The organism is Amnibacterium sp. CER49 (assembly GCF_029846255.1).
Classification (GTDB): domain Bacteria; phylum Actinomycetota; class Actinomycetes; order Actinomycetales; family Microbacteriaceae; genus Amnibacterium.
This window is the reverse complement of sequence record NZ_JARVWQ010000001.1, coordinates 1,280,325-1,304,214: the sequence shown is the minus strand read 5'-3', so window position 1 is coordinate 1,304,214 and position 23,890 is coordinate 1,280,325. Positions and strand designations below refer to the sequence as shown.

The window sequence follows — 23,890 nt, the reverse complement described above, 5'->3', positions numbered from 1 at the left end:
GGCGGTCGCTCGACCGCCGTGCAGCCGGTTCCCACCGCGGAGTCAAGACTGGAGCCATGGCGACTGCCGGGGCCCTGCTCGTACCGAACCCGCACGCCCGGCTCGACGTCGCCATCCCGCTCACGATCGAGCTCGGCGGCGACGCACAGCCACCCGCCGAGCTCGGCTACGACGGCAACCACTACGTGCTGAGCGAGGGCCGGGGACCGTCCGGTGAATGGGTCTACCAGCTTCTGGAGGAGTGACCGCGCCCTGGTTCCCGGGGTCACTCGCCGTCCCGTCCGCATCGCGTCCTGCCGCAGCCGTCCCGCGCCGGTGCGGCGCGGCGAGCCGATCGGTGGGCCGGGGTGAGCGCGCAGGAGCCCGCGGGCCGTCAGGTGCCCGCCCGCCTCGCGAACCGCTACGCCGTCGGTCGCGTGCTCGGTCGCGGCGGCATGGCGACCGTCTACCTCGCCCGCGACACGCTGCTGAACCGCGACGTCGCCATCAAGGTCTTCCGGGCGACGGCCGAGACCCCGGACGACCTGCAGGTGCAGGAGGCCGAGGCGAAGCTCATCGCCTCGCTGAACCACCACGCGCTGACGACGCTCTTCGACGCGGGGGTCGACGCCAGCGATCCGGCGCACCCGCGGATCTATCTCGTCATGGAGTACATCCCCGGCCAGGACCTCCGGGAGCACCTGCGGCGCAACGGCCCGCTCGAGCCCGGACAGGTCTGCTACCTCGGTTTCGACCTCTCGGACGGGCTGCAGGCCGTGCACGAGGCGGGCTTCCTGCATCGTGACATCAAGCCGGCGAACGTCCTGCTCGCGACCCGGGGGGCCGCGCGGCGGCTCCGCGGCAAGCTCGCCGACTTCGGCATCGCCTCGCTCATCGGCACGCACGCGGACGGGGAGACCACCACCGGCACGGCCGCCTACCTGAGCCCGGAGCAGGTCGAGGGCCTCGACATGACCGCGGCCTCCGACGTCTACTCGCTCGGCCTCGTGCTGCTCGAGGCGGCCACGGCGCGGGTCGCGTTCCCGGGCTCGGTCGTCGAGTCGACGCTCGCTCGGCTCGACGCCGATCCCGAGGTCCCGGACGACGTGCCGCCCGGCATCGCGGCGATCATCCGTGCGATGACCGCTCGCGACCCCGACGACAGGATCCCGGCCGACGAGGCGTCGGACGCCTTCCAGACGGTGATCGTCGACGACCTCGTCGCGCACCGCCGCGTCGCACCGCACCTGCTCGCGCGCGACGAGCCCGAGCGCCTCGCCGCGGTGCGGCGGGCCGACGTGCTCGGGACCGAGCCCGACGAGGTGTTCGACCGGGCGACCCGCCTCGCCGCCGCGCTGCTGCGGGTGCCGGTCGCGCTCGTCGCGATCATCGCCGCCGACCGCATCTGGTTCGCCTCGAGCACCGGCTGGGACGAGCGGTACGTCGACCGCAACCTCGTCATCCGGTCGGCCGCCGATCCGGGCGACGCCCCGTGGGCCATCCCGGACGCGCTCCTCGACGCGCGCACCCGCGACAACCCGATGGTGACGGGCGGCGAGCGCTTCCGCTCGATGGCCGCGGCACCCCTCATCACCACCGACGGGCACTACCTCGGCGCGCTCACCGTCTTCGACCGCGTGCCCCGCGCCTACAGCCGTGACGAGCTCGAGACGCTCCGCGACCTCGCCTCGATGGTGCTGCGACGCATCGAGTCGCGCTCCGAGACGTCCGAGCGCACCGACGGCCGCCGCGACCGCGGGTCCTGACGGGCCCGTTGCGGGCGGAGGCCCTCAGACCGCCTGCGCGAAGCCGAGGGCCGGGTCGGCGAGGTGCTGCAGCCCCTCGGGGATCTCACGGCCCTTCGCGAGCATCGACTGCGCCCACAGCCGTCCGGCGCGGTAGGAGGAGCGCACGAGCGGGCCGGCGAGGACGCCGAGGAACCCGATCTCCTCGGCGGCGGTCTTGAAGTCCGCGAACTCGTCCGGCTTGACCCACCGCGCCACCGGCAGGTGGCGGGGGGTGGGCCGCAGGTACTGCGTCAGGGTGATGATGTCGCAGCCGGCGGTATGGAGGTCCTCGAGGGCCTGGAGCACCTCGTTCGGCTCCTCGCCCATGCCGAGGATCAGGTTCGACTTCGTCACGAGGCCGGCGTCGCGGGCCATCGTGATCACGCCGAGGGAGCGCTCGTACCGGAAGGCGGGCCGGATGCGCTTGAAGATCCGCGGCACGGTCTCGACGTTGTGCGCGAACACCTCCGGGCGGGACGAGAACACCTCGCCCAGCAGGTCGGGGTTGCCGGAGAAGTCGGTGGCGAGGATCTCCACGCCGGTGGCCGGGTTCGCGGCATGGATCGCGCGGACGGTCTCGGCGTGCAGCCATGCGCCCTCGTCGGGGAGGTCGTCGCGGGCGACGCCCGTGACGGTGGCGTACTTCAGCCGCATCGCGCTCACGGACTCCGCGACCCGGCGGGGCTCGTCGGTGTCGTAGTCGGCGGGCTTGCCCGTGTCGATCTGGCAGAAGTCGCAGCGCCTCGTGCACTGGGCGCCGCCGATGAGGAAGGTGGCCTCCCGGTCCTCCCAGCACTCGTAGATGTTCGGGCAGCCCGCCTCCTGGCAGACGGTGTGCAGCCCCTCGCTCTTCACGAGCTGGTGCAGCTCCCGGTACTCCGGGCCGAGGTTCGCGCGGGTCTTGATCCACTCGGGCTTGCGCTCGATGGGCACGGCGGCGTTGCGCGCCTCGAGCCGGAGCAGCTTGCGGGCGCCCGACTCGCGGGCCGGGTCGAGCCCGGTCGAGGGCAGCGCGACCGCGCCGCGCCCCGGCGTCCCCGCGGTCACGCGGCGACCTCGGCCGCTGCGCGGAAGCGCACGAGCCGCCCGAACGCGTCGACGACGTCGTCGATCACGTCGGCGGGCTCGATGCGCCGGCCGGTCAGCTGCGACAGCGTCGCGACCCCCGCGTCGCTGATGCCGCACGGCACGATCGCCTCGTACGGGGTGAGGCTGTTGCTGCAGTTGAGGGCGAAGCCGTGCATGGTCACCCCGTCCTGCACGCGCAGGCCGATCGCGCCGATCTTGTCGTAGCCGTGCGCCGTGCGCACCCACACGCCCGAGCGGCCCTCGACCCGCTCGCCCTCGACGCCGTGGCGGGCGGCGACGTCGATCATCATCGCCTCCAGATCGCGCACGAAGGCGACCACGTCCACGGGCTCCACGAGCCGGACGATCGGGTACCCGGTCAGCTGCCCGGGGCCGTGCCAGGTGATCCGGCCGCCCCGGTCGATGTCGACGACCGGCGTCCCGTCGACGGGCCGGTCCTCGGGCTGCGTGCGCTTGCCGGCGGTGTAGACGGCTTCGTGCTCGCAGAGGATCAGGGTCGGCGGCCGCATTCCCGACACGACGTCGGCGTGGACGCGGCGCTGCAGCGCCCAGCCCTCGTGGTAGTCGAGGTAGGCGGGCGCGAGCCGGTCGCGCAGCAGATCGAACACGGATCCCTCCGATCGCGAGCGGACACCCCCGGTCGCCCCGACGAGCGTAGTTGCCCACCCGAGCGCTCCTGTCCAGCCCCTTCCGAACTCAGGGGCCTCGAGGTGTGCGGGGGCTACGGTCCGGATCAGGACGGGACGAGGGGGTCGCATGGTCGATCGGATCGCGGACATCTGGGGCACGCGGACGCCCTTCGATCGCGGGGAGCGCTGGCCCGTCCGGGTGGACCTCAAGCTCGCGGACGGCCTGGGGGAGGGCGACGTCGACCGGTGGGTGCAGTCCGCGTGCCTGCTCTGCAGCAACGGCTGCGCCTGCGACATCGCCGTGAAGGACGGGCGGATGGTCGGCGTGCGCGGCCGCGCGGTCGACTCGGTGAACCACGGCCGCCTCGGTCCGAAGGGACTCTTCGGCAGCTGGCAGGGCATGGCCGGCGCTGACCGGCTCACCACCCCCCTCATCCGGCGGAACGGTGAGCTCGTCCCCACCGACTGGGACACCGCGATGGGCGCGATCGTCGAGCGCAGCAGGGCGCTGCTCGCCGACAAGGGCCCGCTCAGCCACGGCTTCTACTCGACCGGGCAGCTGTTCCTCGAGGAGTACTACGCGCTCGGGATCGTGGGCAAGGCGGGCCTCGGCACCCCGCACATGGACGGCAACACGCGTTTGTGCACCGCGACGGCCGCCGCGTCGATGAAGGAGAGCTTCGGCTCCGACGGGCAGCCGGGCAGCTACGACGACATCGACGAGTGCGACGCGATCTTCCTCTACGGCCACAACATGGCCGAGACCCAGACGGTGCTCTGGATGCGCGTGCTCGACCGGCTCGCCGGCCCCAACCCGCCGGTCGTCGTCTGCGTCGACCCCCGCGACACCGAGGTGGCCCGGCATGCGACCGTGCACCTCGCCGTGCACCCGGGCACGAACCTCGCGCTCATGAACGGCCTGATGCACGAGGTGATCGCGAACGGTTGGATCGACGAGGACTACATCGCGCAGCACGTGATCGGCTTCGACGAGCTGCGCGAGACGGTGGAGCCCTGGACGCCCGAGGCGGTGGCGGAGGAGTGCGGCGTCGACGCGGAGGACGTCCGGCACGCGGCCCGCATCTTCGGCACCTCGCCCCGGGTGCTCTCGACCGTGCTGCAGGGCTTCTACCAGTCGGCGCAGGCGACGGCGTCGGCCTGCGCGGTGAACAACCTGCACCTCGTCTCCGGCCGGATCGGGGTGCCGGGCAACGGGATCCTGCAGATGAACGGGCAGCCGACGGCGCAGAACAACCGCGAAGCGGGTGCCGACGGCGATCTGCCCGGCTTCCGCAACTGGGAGAACCCGAAGCACGTGGAGGAGCTCGCCGAGCTCTGGGACGTCGACGTCGACCAGATCCCGCACTGGGCGCCCCCGACGCATGTGATGCAGATCTTCCGCTACGTCGAGCAGGGCTCGATCGACCTGCTCTGGGTCATCGCGACGAACCCGGTGGTCTCGATGCCGCAGGCGGAGCGCGTCCGCCGCATCCTCGACCGCGAGGGGCTGTTCCTCGTCGTGCAGGACCTCTACCTCACCGAGACCGCGAAGTACGCCGACGTCGTGCTGCCCGCGGCCGGCTGGGGCGAGAAGCAGGGCGCCTTCACGAACGTGAACCGCACCGTGCACCTCTCCGACAAGGCGGTGGAGCCACCGGGGGAGGCGAGGAGCGACCTCGACATCTTCCTCGACTACTCGAGGCGGATGGACTTCCGCACGAGGTCGGGGCGCCCGCTGCTCGAGTGGACTTGCCCGGAGGACGGCTTCACCGCGTGGAAGGAGTGCACGCGCGGCCGGCTCGTCGACTACACGGGCCTCAGCTACGAGAAGCTCCGCGGCGGCAGCGGCATCTGCTGGCCGTGCAACGACGAGCACCCCGAAGGCACCGCGCGGCTCTACGGCGACGGGGTCTTCCCGACGGAGTTCGACCGCTGCGAGACGTTCGGCCACGACCTGCTCACGGGTGCGACGGTCGGACCGCTCAAGTACCGGGCGCTGCAGGCGAACGGGCGCGCGATCCTCAAGCCCGCCGCCTACATGCCGTCGCACGAGCCGCCGGACGACGAGTACCCCTTCCATTACACGACGGGCCGCACGGTCTACCACTTCCACACCCGGACGAAGACGGGCCGCACCCCGCAGCTGAACAAGGCGGCGCCCGCGGCCTGGGCGGAGATCTCGAGCGAGGACGCGGAGCGGCTCGGCATCCGCGAGGGCGACCTCATCCGGGTGGCGTCCCGACGAGGCGAGATCGTCGTGCCGGCCCGCGTCGGCGGGGTGCGGCCGGGGACGGTGTTCGCGCCCTTCCACTACGGCTACTGGGAGCGCGACCGCACGGGCCCGAACCCGGGGGAGGGCGGACCCGACGCCGACAGGCCGACCGAGGCGAACGAGCTGACGATGAGCGAGTGGGATCCCGTCTCGAAGCAGCCGATCCTGAAGAACGCGGCGGTGCGCGTCGAGAAGGTCGCGGACGGCGTGGGACCGGCGCCGGCGCCGACCACCACGGCGTCGCGGCCGGCCGACCCGTCGAAGGTGCCCGCGACCGTCGGCGGACCCGCTGCGGAGGCGTCCGAGGACATCCGGCCGGCCGAGGAGTCGGCCCCCGCGGACCGGCGGTTCTGATGCTGCTGCCGGTCTACCTCGGGATGCTGCGCGAGGGCGAGCGCGTGCTCGGCGACGCGTTCCGCGCGGTGTCGACGGGCCACGTCGACGAGCCGGACGTGTACCAGACGTGCATGGCGCTCGCGAAGCAGTGCGATGCGCACCTCGAGAGCCTCGACCCGATCATCCACCGCTACGGGGAGCAGAAGGACGACGAGCCCGACCGGTTGCACGCCGCGGAGCTGTCGGAGACGCGGAGCGGGCCTCTGGGGCTGCTGCGGGACCTGCAGGACCTGTCGCTGCTCGCCTCGTTCGTCGACACGACCTACACCCTCGTCCGGCAGGCCGCGTCGGCCCTTCGCGACGAGGACCTGCTCGACCACATCGACCGCTGCCACGGGCAGACCGAGACGCAGATCGCCTGGATCGGCACTCGCATGAAGCAGGCGGCGCCGCAGGCGCTCGTGGTGGCGTAGATGAGCGACACGCTCGAGGGCGGGCCACTCGCGCAGGCGGTGCAGCGGCGGCCCGTCGGGGCCGCCTACGCCGCGCTGCTCAGCCTCGTCGTGCTCGCGATCTCGGGGTCGGTCGGGCTCGCGCTGAAGCAGCCATGGCTGTTCCCGAGCCTCGGCCCGACCGTGATGCTGTTCTTCCAGTCGCCTCGGAACGCCGCCGCCCGGCCGCTCAACACGCTCGTCGGTCACGGCGTGGGCCTCATCGCCGGGATCCTGTGCCTGCTGGTGGTCGGGCAGTGGGGCAAGCCCTCCGCCGCGACCGCGGGGCTGAACCCGCAGTACCTCCTCGGGGGCGTGCTGTCGGTGGCGATCACGACGGCGGTGCTCGTGCTGCTGAACCTGCCGCATCCGCCGGCGGGCGCGACGACCCTCATCGTGAGCCTCGGCATCCTGCAGGGCGCACCCGCGCTGCTGTCGATGGCGGGTGCCATCGTGCTCATCACGGTCCTCGGCTGGGCGGCGGACCGGCTGCTGCTCGGGCGGACGCCGAAGGAACCGAACGGGTGATCAGCTCGTCGTGCGGTTGACGAGCCGTGAGAGCACGATCGCGCTGCGGGTGTGGTCGACGTTCGGTGCGACCCGGACGCGCTCGAGCGCGATCTCGAGGCTCGGGATGTCCCGGCTGCGCATCTGCACGACCGCGTCCGCGTCGCCGGTGACCGTGCCCGCGTACACGACCTCGGGCACCGCGGACAGGATCCGCTTCAGCTCGGTCGGCGAGACGGTGCCGCGGCAGAACAGCTCGACCCACGCCTCGGTGCTCATGCCCTCGAGCGCCGGATCGACCTGGATGGTGAAGGAGCGGATGACGCCCTCGGCGAGCAGCCGGTCGACCCGCCGCTTCACCGCGCTCGCGGACAGGCCGACGACGGCGCCGATGTCGCCGTAGGCCGATCGCGCGTTGCGCCGCAGCAGGTCGAGGATGCGCGCGTCGATGTTGTCCATGACGGAACGGTAGCGATCCTTGCGTCCAGGAGCCAGGGGGCGCAGCGCTGCTGCGTGGCGGAACGGTTTCGCGCGTGCTCGCGCTGGCAGACTGGCCGGGCCGTCGACCGGAGGTCGACCTACCCCGTCCGTGCCGTCGATGAAGAGGTGCGCATGTCGCAAGCCGCTCCTGCGCCGTCGTCCGTCCGCGAGCGCGAGGCCCTCTCGCGCCACTACCTGATGTGCCGTCCCGAGCACTACACGGTCGCGTACCGGATCAACCCCTGGATGCACCCGCAGGTGCCGACCGACACCGCGCTCGCTCTCGAGCAGTGGCAGTCGCTGCACGACACGTACCTGCGGCTCGGGCACACGATCGAGCTGATCGAGCCCATCGCGGGCCTCCCCGACATGGTGTACGCCGCGAACGGCGGCTTCACGCTCGACGGCATCGCGTACACGGCGCGGTTCACCTACCCGGAGCGCCAGCCCGAGGGACCGGCCTACGGGGAGTGGTTCGAGCGTCGCGGCTTCGCGGTGCACGAGGCGCGCGAGGTGAACGAGGGCGAGGGCGACTTCCTGCTCGTCGGCGACGTGATCCTCGCGGGCACGGGCTTCCGCACCGACCCGGCGAGCCACGCCGAGCTCTCCCGCGTGGTCGGCCGCGAGGTCGTCACGCTGCGGCTCGTCGACCCGCGGTTCTACCACCTCGACACCGCGATCGCCGTGCTCGACCCCACGGGCGACGACGCCAACATCGCCTACCTGCCCGGCGCCTTCGACGACGCGAGCCGCCAGGAGCTGCAGCGGCGCTACCCCGACGCCATCGAGGTCGGCGAGGACGACGCCCAGTGGCTCGGCCTCAACTCGATCTCCGACGGCCGGAACGTCGTCATCGCCGAGAAGGCGAAGGGCTTCGAGGCCGCGCTCGTGGAGCGCGGCTACACCCCGGTCGGGCTCGACCTCTCCGAGCTCCTCCGCGGCGGCGGCGGCGTGAAGTGCTGCACCCTCGAGCTCCGGATCGCGCGATGAGCGGCGCGCGGAGCGCGCTCGCGCACAACTACCACCCCCTCCCGGTCGAGATCGCGAGCGGGGAGGGCGCGTGGGTGACCGACACGAGCGGCAGGCGCTACCTCGATCTGCTCGCCGCCTACTCGGCGGTGAACTTCGGGCACCGCAACGCCGAGCTCGTCGCCGCCGCGAAGGCGCAGCTCGACCGCGTCACCCTGGTCTCACGCGCGTTCGAGAACGACCAGCTCGAGCCGTTCGCCGCGGAGCTCGTCGCGCTCTGCGGCAAGGAGATGGTGCTCCCCATGAACACGGGCGCCGAGGCGGTCGAGTCGGGCATCAAGGTCGCCCGCGCCTGGGGCTACCGGGTCAAGGGAGTCCCGCACGACCAGGCGACGATCCTCGTCGCGAGCGGCAACTTCCACGGCCGCACCACGACCATCGTCTCGTTCAGCGACGACCCGTCGGCTCGCGACGACTTCGGGCCCTACACGCCCGGCTTCCGCATGGTGCCGTACGGCAGCGCGGAGGCGATCGCGGAGGCCATCGACGACACGATCGTCGCGGTGCTGCTCGAGCCCGTCCAGGGCGAGGCCGGCATCATCGTGCCGCCGGACGACTACCTGCCCACGGTGCGGCGGCTCTGCGACGAGCACCGCGTGCTGCTCATCGCGGACGAGATCCAGTCCGGCCTCGGCCGGGTCGGCGCCACCTTCGCCTGCGACCTCGTGGGCGTCGTGCCGGACCTCTACCTGCTCGGCAAGGCGCTCGGCGGCGGCATCGTGCCCGTGTCGGCGGTCGTCGGGGACCGCGACGTGCTCGGTGTGCTGCGCCCCGGCGAGCACGGCTCGACCTTCGGCGGCAACCCGCTCGCCGCCGCGGTCGGCCGAGCGGTCGTGCGGATGCTCGCCACGGGCGAGCCGCAGCGGCGCGCCCGCGAGCTCGGCGCGGTGCTCGAGCGGCGGCTCACCGCGCTGGTCGGGCACGGCGTCACCGCCGTCCGCGTCCGCGGCCTCTGGGCGGGCGTCGACGTCGACCCCGCCGTGGGCACCGCACGCCAGGTCTGCGAGCGGATGATGGCTGGCGGCGTGCTCGCGAAGGACACGCACGGTCAGACCGTGCGTCTCGCCCCGCCGATCGTCATCTCGGAGGCCGACCTCGAGCACGCGGTCGATGTGCTCGAGCACGCCCTCGTGCCGGCGGCGGTCCCCACGACCTGACCCCGGGCCCCTCCCCGGAAACCGGGCGGGTCCCGACATCCCGGGCGTCGTTTCGCGCCCGCTTCGTCGGAACCCGCCCGGAATGCTGAGGGGTCAGGCGACGCGACGGGCCAGCAGCGTGAGCCAGCGCTCGTCGGCGCCGGGCTCGGTCGTCTCGCGCACCTCGACCGCCGTCCATCCCGCCGCTTCGACGAGCCGGCGGAGCGGCTCCGGCTCCCAGTAGGTGAAGTGCCGCGGGGCGTCGAGCTTGCGCGTCGACCACTCCTCGCCGCTGCCCCCCTTCAGCGTCGCGGCGAGGACGCCGCCCGGTCGGACCGCGGCGAGCGCGTGCTCGAGCACGCGCCGCAGCTGCGGAGGTGGGAAGTGCAGCAGCACCGCGTTCGCGAAGACCGCGTCGACGGGACCGCCCCACTCCGGGTCGAGCGCGTTCAGCTCGCGGACATCGTGGCCCTGCTCCCGCAGCCGCTCGACGAACGCTCGTGTGGCGTCGGTGCGGTGGACGGCGAAGCCCGCGGCCTCGAGGGCGAGCGCGTCGACGCCCGGCCCGCTGCCCAGCTCGAGCACCGTCGCGCCGCGCGGCACGAGTGCGACGAGCTCCTCGACGAGCGCGGTGCGGTCGCGCAGCGTGCGCTCGATGTACCGGTCCGCGTGCCGCTCGTAGGTGCGCAGCGTCGCCGCGTTCGGGTCCTCGTCGGGCACCACCGCATTCTGCAGGGCGTGCTCGGCCGGAACGGGCGACCCTTCCGGCCCGTCGTGGCCGCGTCCGCCCGTCTCCGCATCGCGGACGCGTCGCGCGGACGGCTGGCAGGCTTCCGGCGTGACCCTCCCCGCGATGCTGCCCCTCGGCGACACGGTGGTCGCCCTGCGCGCCGCGACCGCGGAGGACCTGCCTGCGCTCGTCGAGCTGCTCGCCGCCGACCAGCTGGGGCAGCTCCGGGACGGCGTCCGGGACGAGCACGACCTCGCGGCCTACCGCCGCGCCTTCGACGCGATCGCCGCGGATCCGGCCCACCTGCTGCTCGTCGCCGACGACGGCGACCCGGTCGGCACGCTGCAGCTCTCGGTGCTGCCCGGCCTCGCCCGCCGCGGTGCGCTTCGGGCGCAGCTCGAGGCGGTGCGCGTGCACGAGCGGTACCGCGGGCGAGGGCTCGGCTCGAGCATGATCCGGTGGGCCGTCGACGAGGCCCGGCGCCGCGGCTGCGTGCTCGTGCAGCTCACGAGCGACAAGGCACGCAGCGATGCCCACCGCTTCTACGAGCGCCTCGGCTTCACCGCCTCCCACGAGGGCTTCAAGCTGCGGCTCGACTGACCCGAGGGCGGCACCGGGCGGGCGGCGATGCGCAGCACCTCCGCCAGCGCCGCCGCTTCCGGCAGCCCGTCCGCGCGCTTCCCGGAGCGCAGGCGCAGCGACATGCTCCCCTCCATCGCCTCGCGGGCCCCCACCACGGCGACCACCGGGACGGCGGCGGCGGCACGGATGCGGGCAGCGAGGGTGCCGCGGTCGGCGGCGACGGACTCCGCGCGGAGGCCCGCCTCGATCGCCCGGTCCGCGATCGCCCGGGCGGGCGCGTCCTGCTCGTCGCCGACCGGCAGCACGACGAGCTGCACGGGCGCGAGCCAGGCGGGCAGCGCCGGCCCGTGGACCTCGAGCAGCTGCGCGACCATCCGCTCGAGGCTGCCGAGGAGGCTGCGGTGCACCATGACGGGGCGATGCGCGGCCCCGTCGGTGCCGACGTACTCGAGGTCGAACCGAGCCGGCATGTGCAGGTCGACCTGCACGGTGGAGAGGGTGGACTCGCGGCCCGCCGAGTCGCGCACCTGCACATCGATCTTCGGCCCGTAGAACGCTGCCTCGTCTCGCGCGGCCTCGAACGGACGGCCGCGCTCCTCGAGCACGGCGAGGAGCGCCGCCTCGCTCCGCCGCCAGAGCTCGGGGTCGGCGACGTACTTGGCGCCGTCGCCGGCGAGGGAGAGCCGGAACCGTGACGCCACGATCCCGAGGTCGGCGTGGACGTGGTCGATGAGGTCGAGCACCGCGTGCACCTCGGCGCCCACCTGGTCGGGACGGCAGAACAGGTGCGCGTCGTTCAGCTGGATCGCGCGCACCCGGTCGAGGCCGCCGAGCACGCCCGACGCCTCCTCGCGGAACATGCCGCCGAGCTCGGCGATCCGCACCGGCAGCTCGCGGTGGCTGTGCTGCTGCGAGCGGTAGATGAGGACGTGGTGCGGGCAGAGGCTCGGCCGCAGCACCACCTCCTCGGCGCCGAGCCGCATCGGCGGGAACATGTCGTCGCGGTAGTGGGCCCAGTGGCCGGACCGCTCGTACAGCTCGCGCTTGCCGAGCACGGGTGAGTGCACGTGGCGGTAGCCGGCGCGGCGCTCGATCTCGTGCACGTACTCCTCGAGCTCGTGGCGGACCACGGCGCCGGCGGGCAGCCAGTACGGCAGGCCGGCGCCGATCATGGGGTCGGTGCCGAACAGGCCGAGGGACCGGCCGAGGGAACGGGAATCGGGCATCGGTTGCTTCCTTCTGGTGTGAGAAGGGGAGCGCCGACACGAGAAAGCCCCGGGGGTGCTCCCCGGGGCTGATGTTCGTTTCGCGCGAGCGGTCAGGACGCCGGGAGGTGCTCCGGCGTCGTCGTGCTCTGGCTGCGCATGGCGGGAAGCATAGGCGAGTCGGTCCGCCATGGCCCTTCGCGGATCCGGAAGAATCCGGCGACACGCCGGGGCGCGGGCCGTTCATGCGGCGTGTCGCCCGAGAAATCCGCATCCGCGCGAGAAATCCGGATCCGCGACGCTGCACGGGTCAGACGCCGAGTGGGGTCCTGTGGTGCTGCTCGAGCACCGACACGTCGCGACGCCGGTGGTGCCGCACGAGGGCGGTCAGCACGACCAGGCCGATCAGCGAGATGACGGCGAGACCCACGACGTAGAACGCGGTCGAGAGGGATGACACCTCGGCCGCGGTGCCGGGACGCACGAAGCCGTAGACGAGCGCCGGAACGATCCGGTTGCCCGTGACGAGCACGGCGACGACCGCCCCGATGGCGCCCATCGAGTCCCACAGACCGTGCAGCACGGACACGACGACGTATGCGACGACCACGCCGATCGTGAAGCGGTAGCGGCGCCCGTCGCGGGACGCGGCGAAGATCGCGGCACCGAGCACGGCGGTCCAGAGCACGTGCCCGAGCGGCGTGAGCACGGCGCGGATCACCTCGGTCTGCAGCAGCGACTGCAGGTCGATGCCCTGCCCGGTGAGCGCCGCGCTGAACGCGTACCCGGCCGACTCGAACGCCGCGAAGCCCGCGCCGACGACGGCGCCGAGCAGCGCGCCCTGCCGCGCCGTCTTCGGCACGAGCGAGCGTCCGACCAGGAACAGCAGCACGCCTTTCACGAACTCCTCGATGAAGCCCACCGCGAGGAACGTGAAGAGGTTCTGGCTGAGATGCACCTCGAGCAGCGACGCCCCGAGCACCCCGAGCACGCCGCTCACGAAGAACGCGACCATGAGGTGGGAACCGGTGAAGCTGCCGTTCACGCGCTCGGCGGCGAAGAGCACGACGCTGAACGGCACGACGAAGCTGCCGAGCAGGATCAGCGTCGGGATGAGGTTCACGTTCAGCGTCGACGCGGTGACGATCGTCGAGGCGATCCAGAGCGCGATCCCGGCGAGCAGCGCCTTCCACCACCAGCCGTGGCGGCGGGTGCGCTCCGGCCCGTCGCGGAGCAGGATCGACGCGGATTCCTCCGATGCCGTCATGCGACCATGGTCCGCCCGCCGCCCCCGGTCGGAAGTGGGTTGACAACGCGCTCCCGGCGGTCTCCGGCGCGATCCGATCGCGCTCGGAGCGGACGCTCAGTGGGGGATCGGGAACTCGAGCAGCAGCACCACCGCGTGCTCGTCGGCCCGGACCTCGGCCCGCGTGAACACCGTCCTCAGCATCGGCATCATCGGTGCCAGGTCGCCCCGTGAGGGGCGGCGCTGCACGGGGACGGCCACCTCGGCCAGCGCGCTCCGCTCCCGGGCGCTGAGCCGCGCGGTGCCGGGATGCTCGGGGTCGAGCAGGGGCAGCGCAGCGAGCGTGCTGCGGAGGGCGGCGCGCTGCTCGGCGGTCATCCGTTCGGCCGACCCCTGCGGGTCGGTCACCGCGAACCCGGCCTCGCGCATCCAGTCGCGCTGCAGCTCGGCGACGAGGGCGGAGCGCAGGCCGGTCGCGAGCGCGCGGGCGCGCTGCCCCTGCGCGGTCGTGAGCGCCCCCTCGGCCACGATCTCCCGGAGCAGCGGCACGACGTCGGCCTCGAGCCGCGCGATCGTCTCCTGCTGCACCGACAGGCGCACCTCGTCCGGCAGTCCGGCCGGGGCCTCGGGAACGGGGACCGCGCGGCGCCGTCGGAGCACGACGGCCGCGAAGACGGCGGCCGCGCAGCCCGGGGCGAGCACGGATGTCATCGCCACGATCGCCCGGGCGACGGGTGACATGGGCACCGCCACGAACGGGGAGATCGACGCGGCCACCCAGCCGACGGCGAGGGTTGCGGCGACGCCACCGACGAGCAGCTCCCGCGGCGGTCGCAGGGGGGCGAGCACGAGCAGGAGCACCGGGAGGGCGGTGAGGCCCCAGTCGTCGTGCACGAGCGCGTTCGTGCCGAGCTGCGCCATCTCGTCGAGCGTGAACGCGCTCACGCCGAGCACGAGCACGAGCACGTGCGGGACGCGGCCGAAGGGGGCGCGGAACGGGCTCGCGGCCAGGATCACGACGACGCCGGCGAGCACGAGCGCGACGAACGCGGCCGCCTCGAGCCCCCAGTCGGTGATCTCGTCGGGGCGTGCGAGCGTCGTCACCGCAGCGACGAGCAGCGCGAGCACCGTGCCGCCGACGGCGAAGAGTCGCGCCCAGCCGCCGACCTCGAGCGGGTCCTGCTGCTGCAGGCTCGCCTCGCGCGCGATCACGCTCCGGATCCGATCAGCGAGTCGGCCGAGCGCGGCACGGTGAGCAGCACGGTCGTGCCGAAGCCGGGCTTCGCGAAGATCCGCACCGTGCCGCCGAGGTCCTCGATCCGCGCTCGCACGGAGGCGCTGAGTCCCAGGCGGTCGGGACCGACGGCGTCGGCGTCGAAGCCGCTGCCCGCGTCGGAGACCATGACCGAGACCCCCTCGGTCTCGGCGAGCACCGTGACCTCGGCCGCGTCCGTGCCCGCGTGGCGGAGGGTGTTCGTGAGGCACTGCTCCACCGCGGCGCCGAGGGCGGCGGCGACGCAGGGCTCGAGCTCGCGCAGGGGACCGAGGTCGCCGGCCAGCCGCACGTGCAGCCCGGCGGCGGTGGCGTGCGCCACGGCCTCGTCGAGCGGCGACGACCCCTCGCCGGCGACGGCTGCCGGGCGCAGCCAGTCGGGCGACGCGAGCAGATCGAGCGTGCCGGCGAGCCGCTGAGCGACGCCGGAGGCGAGCGGGCCCGCGCCGCTCGTCGCGAGCACCGCGAGGTCGTTCAGCACCGTGTCGTGCACGACCGCCGCGGCTCGGGAGCGCGCGATCGCCCGGGTGCGGGTCAGGGCGTCCTCGTCCTCGGCGGCGGCGAGACGACGGCCCGCGCGGACGGCGCGGGCCCGCCCCACCGCGAAGCCGACGCTCGCGAGCAGCACGATCGCGAGCGCGCCGAGCTCGGCGAGGTCCGGCTCCCACGGGAGGCCGCGCGCGCCGCCGACCGTGAGGCAGAGCAGCTCGGAGACCGCGACCGCGGCGACCGCGCTCACGGCCGGTCCGTAGCGGCGGCCCGCGTTCACGCACGAGGCGACGAGGGCGGTCTTGAAGACGGAGAGGCCGAACACCGCCGTGGAGTGCGGCATCGACGACGGCGTGGGCAGCGTGAGCAGCACGACGAGCAGGCCGCCCTCCAGGGCGAGGAACCCCGCGGCCGCTGCGAGCCGCCAGTGCCGTCGGCGGCGGTTCGTCGCCTGCAGCAGCACGCCCACCGCCGCGAGCAGCGTGCCGAGCACCGGCGGCAGCACCTCCGAACCGAGCTGCGGCAGCAGGGCGGCCGCCGTGCCGAGACAGGCCATGCCGAGCGAGACCAGGGCGTAGCAGACGGCTCCGGCGCCGAGCCCGGCGGAGAGCGCCTGGGCGTAGCGGGTGGGAGCGGGCGGCATGCGCGGGATCGTACGGGTCGGTCCACCCTCGGACGAGGGGCACCGGCCAGGCCACCGCGAGTCGGTCCCGAACCGTTACCGAGCACCGGCCCTCCTCGTTCCCGACTCCCGCCGGTCGCCAGGGCCACGTATGCCAGTCGGGCCATACAGGCGCCGAGCAGAGGACGAGGGCGGATTCGCTAGGTTGGACAGGACGCTGGACACCCGACCCGGGGGAGGACAGGGATGACGGATCCGGACACCGGCACCGCCGCGGCTCCTCCGACGGAGCACGACCGCGCGGTCCTCGGCGACGACGCCGCGCCCGCTGGTTCGATCGGGCTGCCCGCGCGCGGGCCGGCGCTGCCGCCCGTGAAACACAAGCGGCTGCCCGACGAGCTCCCCCCGGGTCCGGCGGCGCAGAGCGCCGGGCAGGGGACCCGGCCCGAGCCGTACGAGACGCAGCCCGCCGCAGCGGTGCACGACCTGCGTCCGGCGACCCGTCCGGCCGCGGCCGATGCGGTGCCCGCCGTCCAGCGCGCTCCCCAGACGCCCGAGGCGCAGACGGCCGTCGCCTCGCAGCAGGCCGCACCCCGGCCCGAGCCCGCGGCGCCGCTCAGGACGCGGCGCGGCGACCGCAAGTCGTTCCTCGACCGCGGCCCCGACGTCGCACCGCCCACCCGAGGCTGGCGCGCCGCCGCGAACCGCCTCGGCTTCTCGGTGGGGCCCTCCGCGGACGAGGTCGCCGAGCGCGAGGACATCCGGGTGGTGAGCCGCTCCTGGGACGGCCCCCGCACGATCGCGGTCGTGAACGGCAAGGGCGGGGCGAACAAGACGCCCACCACCGCCATGCTCGCGGCGGTCTTCGCCCGCTACGGCAGCGCCGGCGTGCTCGCCTGGGACAACAACGAGACCCGCGGCACCCTCGGCTGGCGCACCGAGCAGGGGCTGCACGACGCGACGGTGCACGACCTGCTGCCGCGCGCGGCCGAGCTGATGATGCCGGCGGCCGAGGTGTCCGACCTCGCGCGCTACGTGCACCACCAGCCGCTCGACCGGTACGACGTGCTGCGCTCGAACCCGCGCGTGCTCGCGAACCAGCAGCACCTCACGCGGGGCGACTTCGACACGTTGCACAAGGTGATGCGCAAGTACTACCGCCTGCTCATCCTCGACTCGGGCAACGACGAGTCGGCCGATCGCTGGCAGCAGATGATCCAGCGCGCCGATGCGATCGTCATCGCCACCACGGCCCTCGGCGAGCACGCCGAGGCGGGGGCGCTGCTGCTCGAGCAGCTCGCCGAGCGCGACGCCCGCACGGCCGCGCTGGCCGCGGGAGCGACCGTGATCGTGTCGCAGTCCGACCCGAACCTCGCGCACGGCGACGCCCGCGCGATCGCGGCCCAGTTCCGGTCGATCGCCCGCGCGGCGGTGACGGTCCCGTTCGACGACGCCATGCACAGCGGCCGGCTCCGGTACGACGAGCTCGCACGGCCGACGCAGCGGGCGTGGCTCGCCGCGGCGGCCGCGGTGGCCGAGGGGCTCTGACCGGCTCGATCCGGCTCGCTCAGTCGCGGACGGCGTGCGGCGCGAGCACCGACGGGTCCTCGGCGGGCTTGGCTGAGCGGGCCCTGCTCAGCCACACCGCACCGACGATCGCGGCGAGGAGGCCGGCGGAGCCGCCGGCCACCAGGCCGTATCGGGGCCCGAACGCGTTCGCGATCCACCCGATGACCGGCGCGCCGATCACGGTGCCGCCCATGAAGATCGCCATGTAGATCGCCATGACGCGTCCGCGCACCCAGCGCTCGACGCTCAGCTGGACGGCGCCGTTCGCGGTCGTCATGAAGGTCTGCGCGGCGAGGCCGACGAGCGGCAGCACGAACGCGAGCACGAGGTAGTTCGGGGCGAGGGCGCCGAGCACGAGGCCGACGCCGAACAGCAGGCCGGCGACGATGAGCAGCCCGAACCTCGGCTCGGCGCGCCGGGCGGCGAGCAGCGCTCCGGCGACCGCGCCGATCGCGAGCGCGGTGGAGAGCAGCCCGTACCCGCTCGCGCCCTGGTGGAGCAGCACCGCCATCGTCGAGGCGTAGATGGGGAAGTTCATGCCGAAGGTGCCCATCAGGAAGATCATCGTGAACACGACCATCAGGTCGCGGCGGAAGCGCACGTAGCGGAAGCCGGCGACGAAGTCGCCCATCGACCGACCGCCTCCGCCCGCAGCCGGCTCGAGCGCCGCGGGGTGGATCGCGCGGAGCGAGACGATCACGGCCGCGAAGCTGGCCGCGTTGAGGAGGAACACCCACCCCGGTCCGACCGCCTCGGTGAGGAGGCCGGCGACCGCGGGGCCGAGCAGCCGCGCCGCGTTGAACGACGCCGAGTTCAGCGCCACCGCGTTCGTCACGTCGTCGGGGCCGACGAGCTCCGAGACGAAGCTCTGCCGTGCCGGGGCGTCGAACGCGGCGGCGCAGCCGAGCAGGAACGCGAAGCCGAACACCTCCGGCAGGGTCACCACGCCCGCGATGCTGAGCAGACCGAGCCCGAGGGCGAGCAGTCCCATGACCGCCTGCGTGAGCATGAGCAGCGTCCGCTTCGGGATGCGGTCGGCGGCGAGGCCGGTGATCGGCAGGAGCAGCAGCTGCGGGCCGAACTGCAGCGCCATCGTGACGCCGACGGCGAAGGCGTCGCCATGGGTCAGCTGGGTGAGGACGATCCAGTCCTGCGCGGTGCGCTGCATCCACGTGCCGACGTTCGAGACGATCGCCCCGGCGGACCAGACGCGGTAGTCGTGGATGCGCAACGACCGGAACATGCCTCCGGTCCGCACCGCATCCGTCATGAGCCCTCCAACTGCATAAGCAGGATATGCATTCCTGGCTGGGGAACCGGACGACAATGCGGAGGTGCCCTCCTTCGTCGACCCGTACGGCGTCACGATCCACACCTACGAGTGGACCGTGCCCCAGCCCCGCGCGATCGTGCAGGTCTCGCACGGCATCGGTGAGCACGCCGGTCGGTACGCGGCCCTCGCCGCCGATCTGAACGCCGCGGGCTTCACCGTGGTCGCCGACGACCACCGCGGTCACGGTGCGACGGGACGGGGGCAGTGGCCGGACGCCACGTCGATGGGCCGGCTCGGTCCCGGGGGCCTCCGCGCGACGATCGAGGCGATCCACGCGTTCTCCGTCGCGACCCGTTCCGCGAACCCGGGGGTGCCGCTCGTGCTGCTCGGGCACAGCTGGGGCTCGCTCATGGCGCAGATCTCCGTCAACCGGCACGCCGCCGACTACGACGGTCTCGTCCTGTCCGGCACCGCCTACCGGCTGCCGGGGTACATGGACGCGGGCGACCTGAACCGCCGTCACCGCTCCCTGGGCACGACCGGCGCGGAGTGGCTGAGCCGCGATCCGGCCGTCGCCGAGGCCTGGGTCGCCGACCCGCTGACGTTCCCCGCGCAGACCGCGAAGCTGCTCGGCGTCCGCGACGGCCTGCGGTTGTTCGGCCGTCCCGCGCGCAACCTGCCGCCGCGCCTGCCGCTGCTGCTGCAGGTGGGCAGCGACGACACCCTCGGCGGCGCGCGCAGCGCCCACCGCCTCGCCCGCGCCTACCGCGACCGGGCGGGCCTCGACGACGTCACCGTGCGCGTCTACGACGGTGCGCGGCACGAGGTCTACAACGAGACGAACCGCGACGAGGTCGTGCGCGATCTCGTCACCTGGATGGAGCAGCACGTGCTCGGAGGGCGGACGGCATGACCGACGAGGGGCAGCAGGCGCTGCACGGGGAATACAAGGTCCCGGGCGGCAAGCTCGTCGTCGTCGACCTCGCGATCGAGGACGGGCGCATCGTCCGGTTCCGGCTCGCCGGCGACTTCTTCCTCGAGCCCGACGACGCGCTCGAGGCGATCGACGGCGCGGTCACCGGGTTGCCGGCCGAGACGTCGTCCGCCGAGCTCGCGGCCGCGATCCGGGCGGCGCTCCCGCCGGGTGCCGTGCTGCTCGGGTTCACGCCCGAGTCCGTCGCGACCGCGATCCGCCGCGCAATCGGCCGGGCGGCCGACTGGCGGGACTACGACTGGGAGCTGCTGCACCCGCCCGCCGTGCGGCCCGCCGTCCACCTCGCCCTCGACCAGGTGCTCACCGAGGAGGTCGGCGCGGGACGACGGAAGCCGACGCTGCGCATCTGGGAGTGGGACGAACCCGCGGTCGTCATCGGCAGCTTCCAGAGCCTCAAGAACGAGGTCGACCTCGAGAACGCGAAGCGCTTCGGCGTCGACGTCGTGCGGCGCATCTCCGGCGGGGGCGCGATGTTCATGGAGGCGGGCAGCGTCGTCACGTACTCGCTCTACGCGCCCGGCGACCTCGTGCGCGGCATGACCTTCGCCGAGTCGTACGCCTACCTCGACGACTGGGTGCTGCAGGCCCTGCGCTCGCTCGGCATCGACGCCACCTACCAGCCGCTCAACGACATCGCGTCGCCGCAGGGCAAGATCGGCGGCGCCGCGCAGAAGCGCCTGGGCGACGGTGCGGTGCTCCATCACGTCACCATGAGCTACGACATGGACGGCGAGAAGATGGTGCAGGTGCTCCGCATCGGCCGCGAGAAGATGAGCGACAAGGGCACCGTGAGCGCCGCGAAGCGCGTCGATCCGCTCCGCAAGCAGTCGGGATTGCCGCGTGCCGCGATCATCGACCGGATGAAGGAGACCTTCGTCCGCCTCACCGGCGCGACGCCGGGCGAGCTGCGGCCCGAGGAGCTCGAGGCCGCGGAGCGACTCGTCGAGACGAAGTTCAGCACCCGGGAGTGGTTGGAGCGCGTGCCCTGACGGGTCGGGGGACCGAAGGCCCCGGCCCTTCCGCCCCGTCCTGCTCCACCCCGGTTCCTACGCTCGGCGCGGGAGCGGCGCCCGGACGGGGGCCGCCACGCCGGCGAAGGAGCAGTCATGAGCGTCATCGCGATGATCAAGTTCGACGCACCCGCGAAAGCCGTCGAGGAGATGGCCGGCCGGGACACCGACCACATGCTCGAACGGCTGGCCGAGATCGGCCGGTCGAAGGGGGCGATCCACCACCAGTTCCTCGAGGCCGAGGACGGCAGCGTGCTGGCCATCGACGAGTGGGAGAGCGAGCAGGCCTTCCACGACTTCTTCGACCACCAGGCCGACATCGGCCGGCTGATGGCGGAGGCCGGGGTGACGAGGCCGCCCGAGGCGCACTTCTACCGCATCCTGCCGGTGAACGACCGGTTCTAGCGCCGCCGCGTCCCGGCCGGCCATCGATGCGGCCGGCCGGGCATGCCGCTATCCGAGCGCCGCGTCGACGATGCGGCGGGCCTCCTCCTGCACCGCCTTCAGGTGCTCGGGGCCCTTGAAGCTCTCGGCGTAGATCTTGTAGACGTCCTCCGTGCCGGAGGGGCGGGCCGCGAACCAGGCGGCCTCGCTCGCCACCTTCACCCCGCCGATCGCAGCGTCGTTGCCGGGCGCCTTCGACAGCTTCGCGACGATCGGGTCGCCCGCGAGCTCGGTCGCGCCGATGGCGTCGCCGTCGAGCTTGCCGAGCGCCGCCTTCTGCGCCTTGCTCGCGGCGGCGTCGACCCGCTCGTACGCGGGGTCGCCGAACCGCTCGGTGAGCTCGCGGTAGAGCTCGCTCGGCGACCTCCCGGTCACGGCCCGGATCTCGCTCGCGAGCAGGCAGAGCAGGATCCCGTCCTTATCGGTCGTCCACGCCGAGCCGTCCTTGCGGAGGAAGCTCGCGCCCGCGCTCTCCTCGCCGCCGAACGCGACGGAGCCGTCGAGCAGGCCCGGCACGAACCACTTGAAGCCGACGGGCACCTCGACGAGCCGGCGGCCGAGCGACTCGGCCACCCGGTCGATCATCGAGCTCGACACGAGCGTCTTGCCGATGCCCGCGTCGGGCGACCACTGCGGCCGGTGCTCGTAGAGGTACTGGATCGCCACCGCGAGGTAGTGGTTCGGGTTCATGAGCCCGCCGTCGGGCGTGACGATCCCGTGCCGGTCCGCGTCCGCGTCGTTGCCGGTGAGGATGTCGTAGTCGCCCGCGCGGGCCACGACGCTCGCCATCGCCGACGGCGACGACGGGTCCATGCGGATCTTCTCGTCCCAGTCGAGCGTCATGAACGACCAGGCCGGGTCGACCTCGGGGTTCACCACGGTGAGGTCGAGGCCGTAGGTGTCGGCGATCGCCTGCCAGTAGCTCACCGAGGCGCCGCCGAGGGGGTCGGCACCGATGCGGATCCCGGACTCCCGGATCGCGTCGATGTCGATGATCGAGGCGAGGTCGTCGACGTACCGCGTGCGGAAGTCGTACGTCTCGACCGCGGAGGGCTCGGCGCGCTCCACACCGTCGAGGCCGTTCTCGATGAGCTCGTTCGCGCGGTTCGCGATCCAGCTCGTCGCGTCGGTGTCGGCGGGGCCGCCGGTCGGGGGGTTGTACTTGAAGCCGCCGTCGGCCGGCGGGTTGTGGCTCGGGGTGACGACGATGCCGTCGGCCTGGTCGTCGGGGGCCGCCGTGCGGTTGTAGGCGAGGATCGCGTGGCTTACGGCGGGCGTGGGCGTGAAGCCGTCGTGCTCGTCGACGAGCACCCGCACGCCGTTCGCGACGAGCACCTCGAGCGCCGTGGTCTGCGCCGGCGCGCTGAGGGCGTGGGTGTCGCGGCCGATGAAGAGCGGGCCGGTGGTGCCCTGGCTCGCGCGGTACTCGACGATCGCCTGCGTGATCGCGGCGATGTGGTCCTCGTTGAACGCCGACTTCAGCGAGCTGCCGCGGTGCCCGGAGGTGCCGAACACCACCCGCTGCTCCGGGTCGCTCACGTCCGGGTGGCGGTGCCAGTAGGCGTGGAGCAGCTCCTCCACGTCGATGAGGTCCGATGCGGTCGCCGGCGTCCCTGCCCGTGAGGTCATGTCCTCATCCTGGCGCGGCCGCCTCGATAGTCTCTAGACCATGCCGCAGCCCGTGCCCCCTGCGGACGCAGCCGGCGCCCAGGCCGCCTACAGCTATCTCGGCCCCGCCGGCACCTTCACCGAGGCGGCCCTCGCCCAGGTCCAGGCGGCCCGCGGTGCCGAGTGGCGCCCCGTGAACAACATCGGTGAGGCCCTCGACGACGTCGTCTCCGGACGCTCGGTCGCGGCCATGCTCGCGATCGAGAACACGGTCGAGGGCGGGGTCGCCGCTGTGCTCGACGCGCTCGCCACGATCCACGACCTCCGCATCGTCGGCGAGTACCTCGTGCCCGTGCGCTTCGCGCTCGTGGCGCGGCTCGGCGTCAGGCTCGCCGACGTGCACGTGGTGGCCGCGCACCCGGTCGCCTACGCCCAGTGCCGTCGGTGGCTGTCGGCGCACCTGCCGGCGCACACGCACCTGCCCGCGTCGTCGAACGTGCAGGCGGCCCAGTTCCTCGCCGAGCACGAGGGCGATCTCGCTCAGGCGGCGGTCGCGACGCCGACGGCGGGGGAGCGGTTCGGCCTCGAGACCCTCGCCGGTGACGTCGGAGACAACCCGAACGCCGTCACGCGGTTCGTGCTCGTCGCCCGTGCCGCGTCCGTCCCGCTGCCGGCCGCGACCGGTGCGGACAAGACGAGCATCGTCGCCGACCTGCCGTCCGACCGGCCGGGTGCGCTGCTCGAGCTGCTGGAGCAGTTCGCGGCGCGCGGCGTGAACCTCTCGCTGCTGCATTCGCGCCCGATCGGCGACGAGCTCGGTCGCTACCGGTTCGTCATCGACCTCGACGGCCACCTCGACGACGAGCGCATCGCCGAGGCGCTGCTCGGCGTGAAGCGCTACAGCCCCCGCGTGCTGTTCCTCGGGTCGTACCCGCGCGCGGACCGACGACCGGTCGGCGCCGCGGAGGCGCATCACGACGACGCGGTCTACGCCGAGGCGCGGTCCTGGCTCGCGAGCCTGCGCAGCCCCTGACGCGGCGATCCTCACCCGCCGAATACCGCGTGTAGGTACTTCGCCCTCGTGTAGGTGCGACACACGGCATCGGTACC

General features: G+C 73.2%; 23 protein-coding genes. 13 read left to right on the top strand and 10 right to left on the bottom strand.

Translation table 11 applies throughout. The annotated features are described in order from the left end of the window. The first annotated feature begins 56 nt into the window (after positions 1 to 56). The gene (locus QDR37_RS06300; protein ID WP_279712758.1) at positions 57 to 245 is read left to right on the top strand and encodes a hypothetical protein; all 189 of its coding nucleotides are present in this window, start codon (positions 57 to 59) and stop codon (positions 243 to 245) included. A gap of 102 nt (positions 246 to 347) precedes the next feature. After that, complete coding sequence (locus tag QDR37_RS06295) at positions 348 to 1,745, top strand: protein kinase (protein ID WP_279712757.1); 1,398 nt, start codon at positions 348 to 350, stop codon at positions 1,743 to 1,745. 24 nt (positions 1,746 to 1,769) lie between these two features. Here the strand turns inward: QDR37_RS06295 and lipA are convergent, their stop codons facing one another. Both lipA and lipB read right to left on the bottom strand, forming a co-directional pair. Continuing rightward, entirely contained in the window at positions 1,770 to 2,777 is a 1,008-nt protein-coding gene (gene lipA / locus QDR37_RS06290; RefSeq protein ID WP_279713568.1) for a lipoyl synthase, read from the bottom strand. Positions 2,778 to 2,809: 32 nt separating this feature from the next. Then, on the bottom strand, positions 2,810 to 3,454 hold the full coding sequence (gene lipB / locus QDR37_RS06285) for a lipoyl(octanoyl) transferase LipB (RefSeq protein ID WP_279713567.1): 645 nt from the start codon (positions 3,452 to 3,454) through the stop codon (positions 2,810 to 2,812). Positions 3,455 to 3,611: 157 nt separating this feature from the next. Between lipB and QDR37_RS06280 the strand changes: the two genes are divergently transcribed. The 3 genes from QDR37_RS06280 to QDR37_RS06270 are packed head-to-tail and all read left to right on the top strand — an operon-like array spanning position 3,612 to position 7,111. Continuing rightward, entirely contained in the window at positions 3,612 to 6,110 is a 2,499-nt protein-coding gene (locus QDR37_RS06280; protein ID WP_279712756.1) for a nitrate reductase, read from the top strand. Next, on the top strand, positions 6,110 to 6,565 hold the full coding sequence (locus QDR37_RS06275; protein WP_279712755.1) for a hypothetical protein: 456 nt from the start codon (positions 6,110 to 6,112) through the stop codon (positions 6,563 to 6,565). Before QDR37_RS06280 ends, QDR37_RS06275 begins: the two co-directional genes overlap by 1 nt. Continuing rightward, the gene (locus tag QDR37_RS06270; protein ID WP_279712754.1) at positions 6,566 to 7,111 is read left to right on the top strand and encodes an HPP family protein; all 546 of its coding nucleotides are present in this window, start codon (positions 6,566 to 6,568) and stop codon (positions 7,109 to 7,111) included. Here the strand turns inward: QDR37_RS06270 and QDR37_RS06265 are convergent, their stop codons facing one another. Further along, positions 7,112 to 7,549, bottom strand: coding sequence for an Lrp/AsnC family transcriptional regulator (locus tag QDR37_RS06265; protein WP_279712753.1), 438 nt, complete (start codon positions 7,547 to 7,549; stop codon positions 7,112 to 7,114). It abuts the gene before it with no gap. Between the two features lie 153 nt (positions 7,550 to 7,702). Here QDR37_RS06265 and ddaH point away from each other — a divergent pair, with 153 nt between their 5' ends. Beyond that, positions 7,703 to 8,560, top strand: coding sequence for a dimethylargininase (ddaH, locus tag QDR37_RS06260; RefSeq protein WP_279712752.1), 858 nt, complete (start codon positions 7,703 to 7,705; stop codon positions 8,558 to 8,560). Beyond that, a complete protein-coding gene (rocD, locus tag QDR37_RS06255) occupies positions 8,557 to 9,756 on the top strand; it encodes an ornithine--oxo-acid transaminase (protein WP_279712751.1) in 1,200 nt (399 codons plus the stop codon). The genes ddaH and rocD overlap by 4 nt, the downstream gene beginning before the upstream one ends. Before the next feature lie 93 nt (positions 9,757 to 9,849). Here the strand turns inward: rocD and QDR37_RS06250 are convergent, their stop codons facing one another. Next, complete coding sequence (locus QDR37_RS06250; protein WP_279712750.1) at positions 9,850 to 10,455, bottom strand: class I SAM-dependent methyltransferase; 606 nt, start codon at positions 10,453 to 10,455, stop codon at positions 9,850 to 9,852. Between the two features lie 133 nt (positions 10,456 to 10,588). On the opposite strand from QDR37_RS06250, the gene QDR37_RS06245 reads away from it, so the two are divergent. Next, entirely contained in the window at positions 10,589 to 11,065 is a 477-nt protein-coding gene (locus QDR37_RS06245) for a GNAT family N-acetyltransferase (RefSeq protein WP_279713566.1), read from the top strand. Here QDR37_RS06245 and thrS read toward each other — a convergent pair. The 4 genes from thrS to QDR37_RS06225 all read right to left on the bottom strand — a co-directional run bounded on the left by thrS (position 11,008) and on the right by QDR37_RS06225 (position 15,903). Continuing rightward, positions 11,008 to 12,273, bottom strand: a complete 1,266-nt coding sequence (thrS, locus tag QDR37_RS06240; RefSeq protein ID WP_279712749.1) for a threonine--tRNA ligase — start codon at positions 12,271 to 12,273, stop codon at positions 11,008 to 11,010. The genes QDR37_RS06245 and thrS overlap by 58 nt on opposite strands. 289 nt (positions 12,274 to 12,562) lie before the next feature. Continuing rightward, positions 12,563 to 13,519, bottom strand: coding sequence for a PrsW family glutamic-type intramembrane protease (locus QDR37_RS06235; RefSeq protein WP_279712748.1), 957 nt, complete (start codon positions 13,517 to 13,519; stop codon positions 12,563 to 12,565). Between the two features lie 96 nt (positions 13,520 to 13,615). After that, a complete protein-coding gene (locus tag QDR37_RS06230; RefSeq protein WP_279712747.1) occupies positions 13,616 to 14,710 on the bottom strand; it encodes a hypothetical protein in 1,095 nt (364 codons plus the stop codon). Beyond that, positions 14,707 to 15,903: an ATP-binding protein gene (locus QDR37_RS06225; protein ID WP_279712746.1), complete on the bottom strand. Its 1,197-nt coding sequence runs from the start codon at positions 15,901 to 15,903 to the stop codon at positions 14,707 to 14,709. Before QDR37_RS06225 ends, QDR37_RS06230 begins: the two co-directional genes overlap by 4 nt. 225 nt (positions 15,904 to 16,128) lie before the next feature. Here QDR37_RS06225 and QDR37_RS06220 point away from each other — a divergent pair, with 225 nt between their 5' ends. Beyond that, positions 16,129 to 17,430, top strand: a complete 1,302-nt coding sequence (locus tag QDR37_RS06220; protein ID WP_279712745.1) for an ATPase — start codon at positions 16,129 to 16,131, stop codon at positions 17,428 to 17,430. Positions 17,431 to 17,449: 19 nt separating this feature from the next. Here the strand turns inward: QDR37_RS06220 and QDR37_RS06215 are convergent, their stop codons facing one another. Then, positions 17,450 to 18,721, bottom strand: coding sequence for an MFS transporter (locus tag QDR37_RS06215; RefSeq protein ID WP_279712744.1), 1,272 nt, complete (start codon positions 18,719 to 18,721; stop codon positions 17,450 to 17,452). A 64-nt stretch (positions 18,722 to 18,785) separates the two neighbouring features. Here QDR37_RS06215 and QDR37_RS06210 point away from each other — a divergent pair, with 64 nt between their 5' ends. The 3 genes from QDR37_RS06210 (at position 18,786) to QDR37_RS06200 (ending at position 21,133) form a co-directional block, all read left to right on the top strand. After that, the gene (locus tag QDR37_RS06210) at positions 18,786 to 19,637 is read left to right on the top strand and encodes an alpha/beta fold hydrolase (RefSeq protein ID WP_279712743.1); all 852 of its coding nucleotides are present in this window, start codon (positions 18,786 to 18,788) and stop codon (positions 19,635 to 19,637) included. A gap of 20 nt (positions 19,638 to 19,657) precedes the next feature. After that, positions 19,658 to 20,707, top strand: a complete 1,050-nt coding sequence (locus tag QDR37_RS06205) for a biotin/lipoate A/B protein ligase family protein (protein WP_279713565.1) — start codon at positions 19,658 to 19,660, stop codon at positions 20,705 to 20,707. 117 nt (positions 20,708 to 20,824) lie between these two features. Then, the gene (locus QDR37_RS06200) at positions 20,825 to 21,133 is read left to right on the top strand and encodes a hypothetical protein (protein ID WP_279712742.1); all 309 of its coding nucleotides are present in this window, start codon (positions 20,825 to 20,827) and stop codon (positions 21,131 to 21,133) included. A 48-nt stretch (positions 21,134 to 21,181) separates the two neighbouring features. Here QDR37_RS06200 and pgm read toward each other — a convergent pair whose 3' ends face one another. Next, positions 21,182 to 22,801 carry a phosphoglucomutase (alpha-D-glucose-1,6-bisphosphate-dependent) gene (gene pgm / locus QDR37_RS06195; RefSeq protein WP_279712740.1) on the bottom strand — a complete coding sequence of 540 codons (1,620 nt, stop codon included), beginning with the start codon at positions 22,799 to 22,801 and terminating at the stop codon, positions 21,182 to 21,184. Between the two features lie 40 nt (positions 22,802 to 22,841). Between pgm and pheA the strand changes: the two genes are divergently transcribed. Then, the gene (pheA, locus tag QDR37_RS06190; RefSeq protein ID WP_279712739.1) at positions 22,842 to 23,813 is read left to right on the top strand and encodes a prephenate dehydratase; all 972 of its coding nucleotides are present in this window, start codon (positions 22,842 to 22,844) and stop codon (positions 23,811 to 23,813) included. Positions 23,814 to 23,890: the final 77 nt, after the last annotated feature.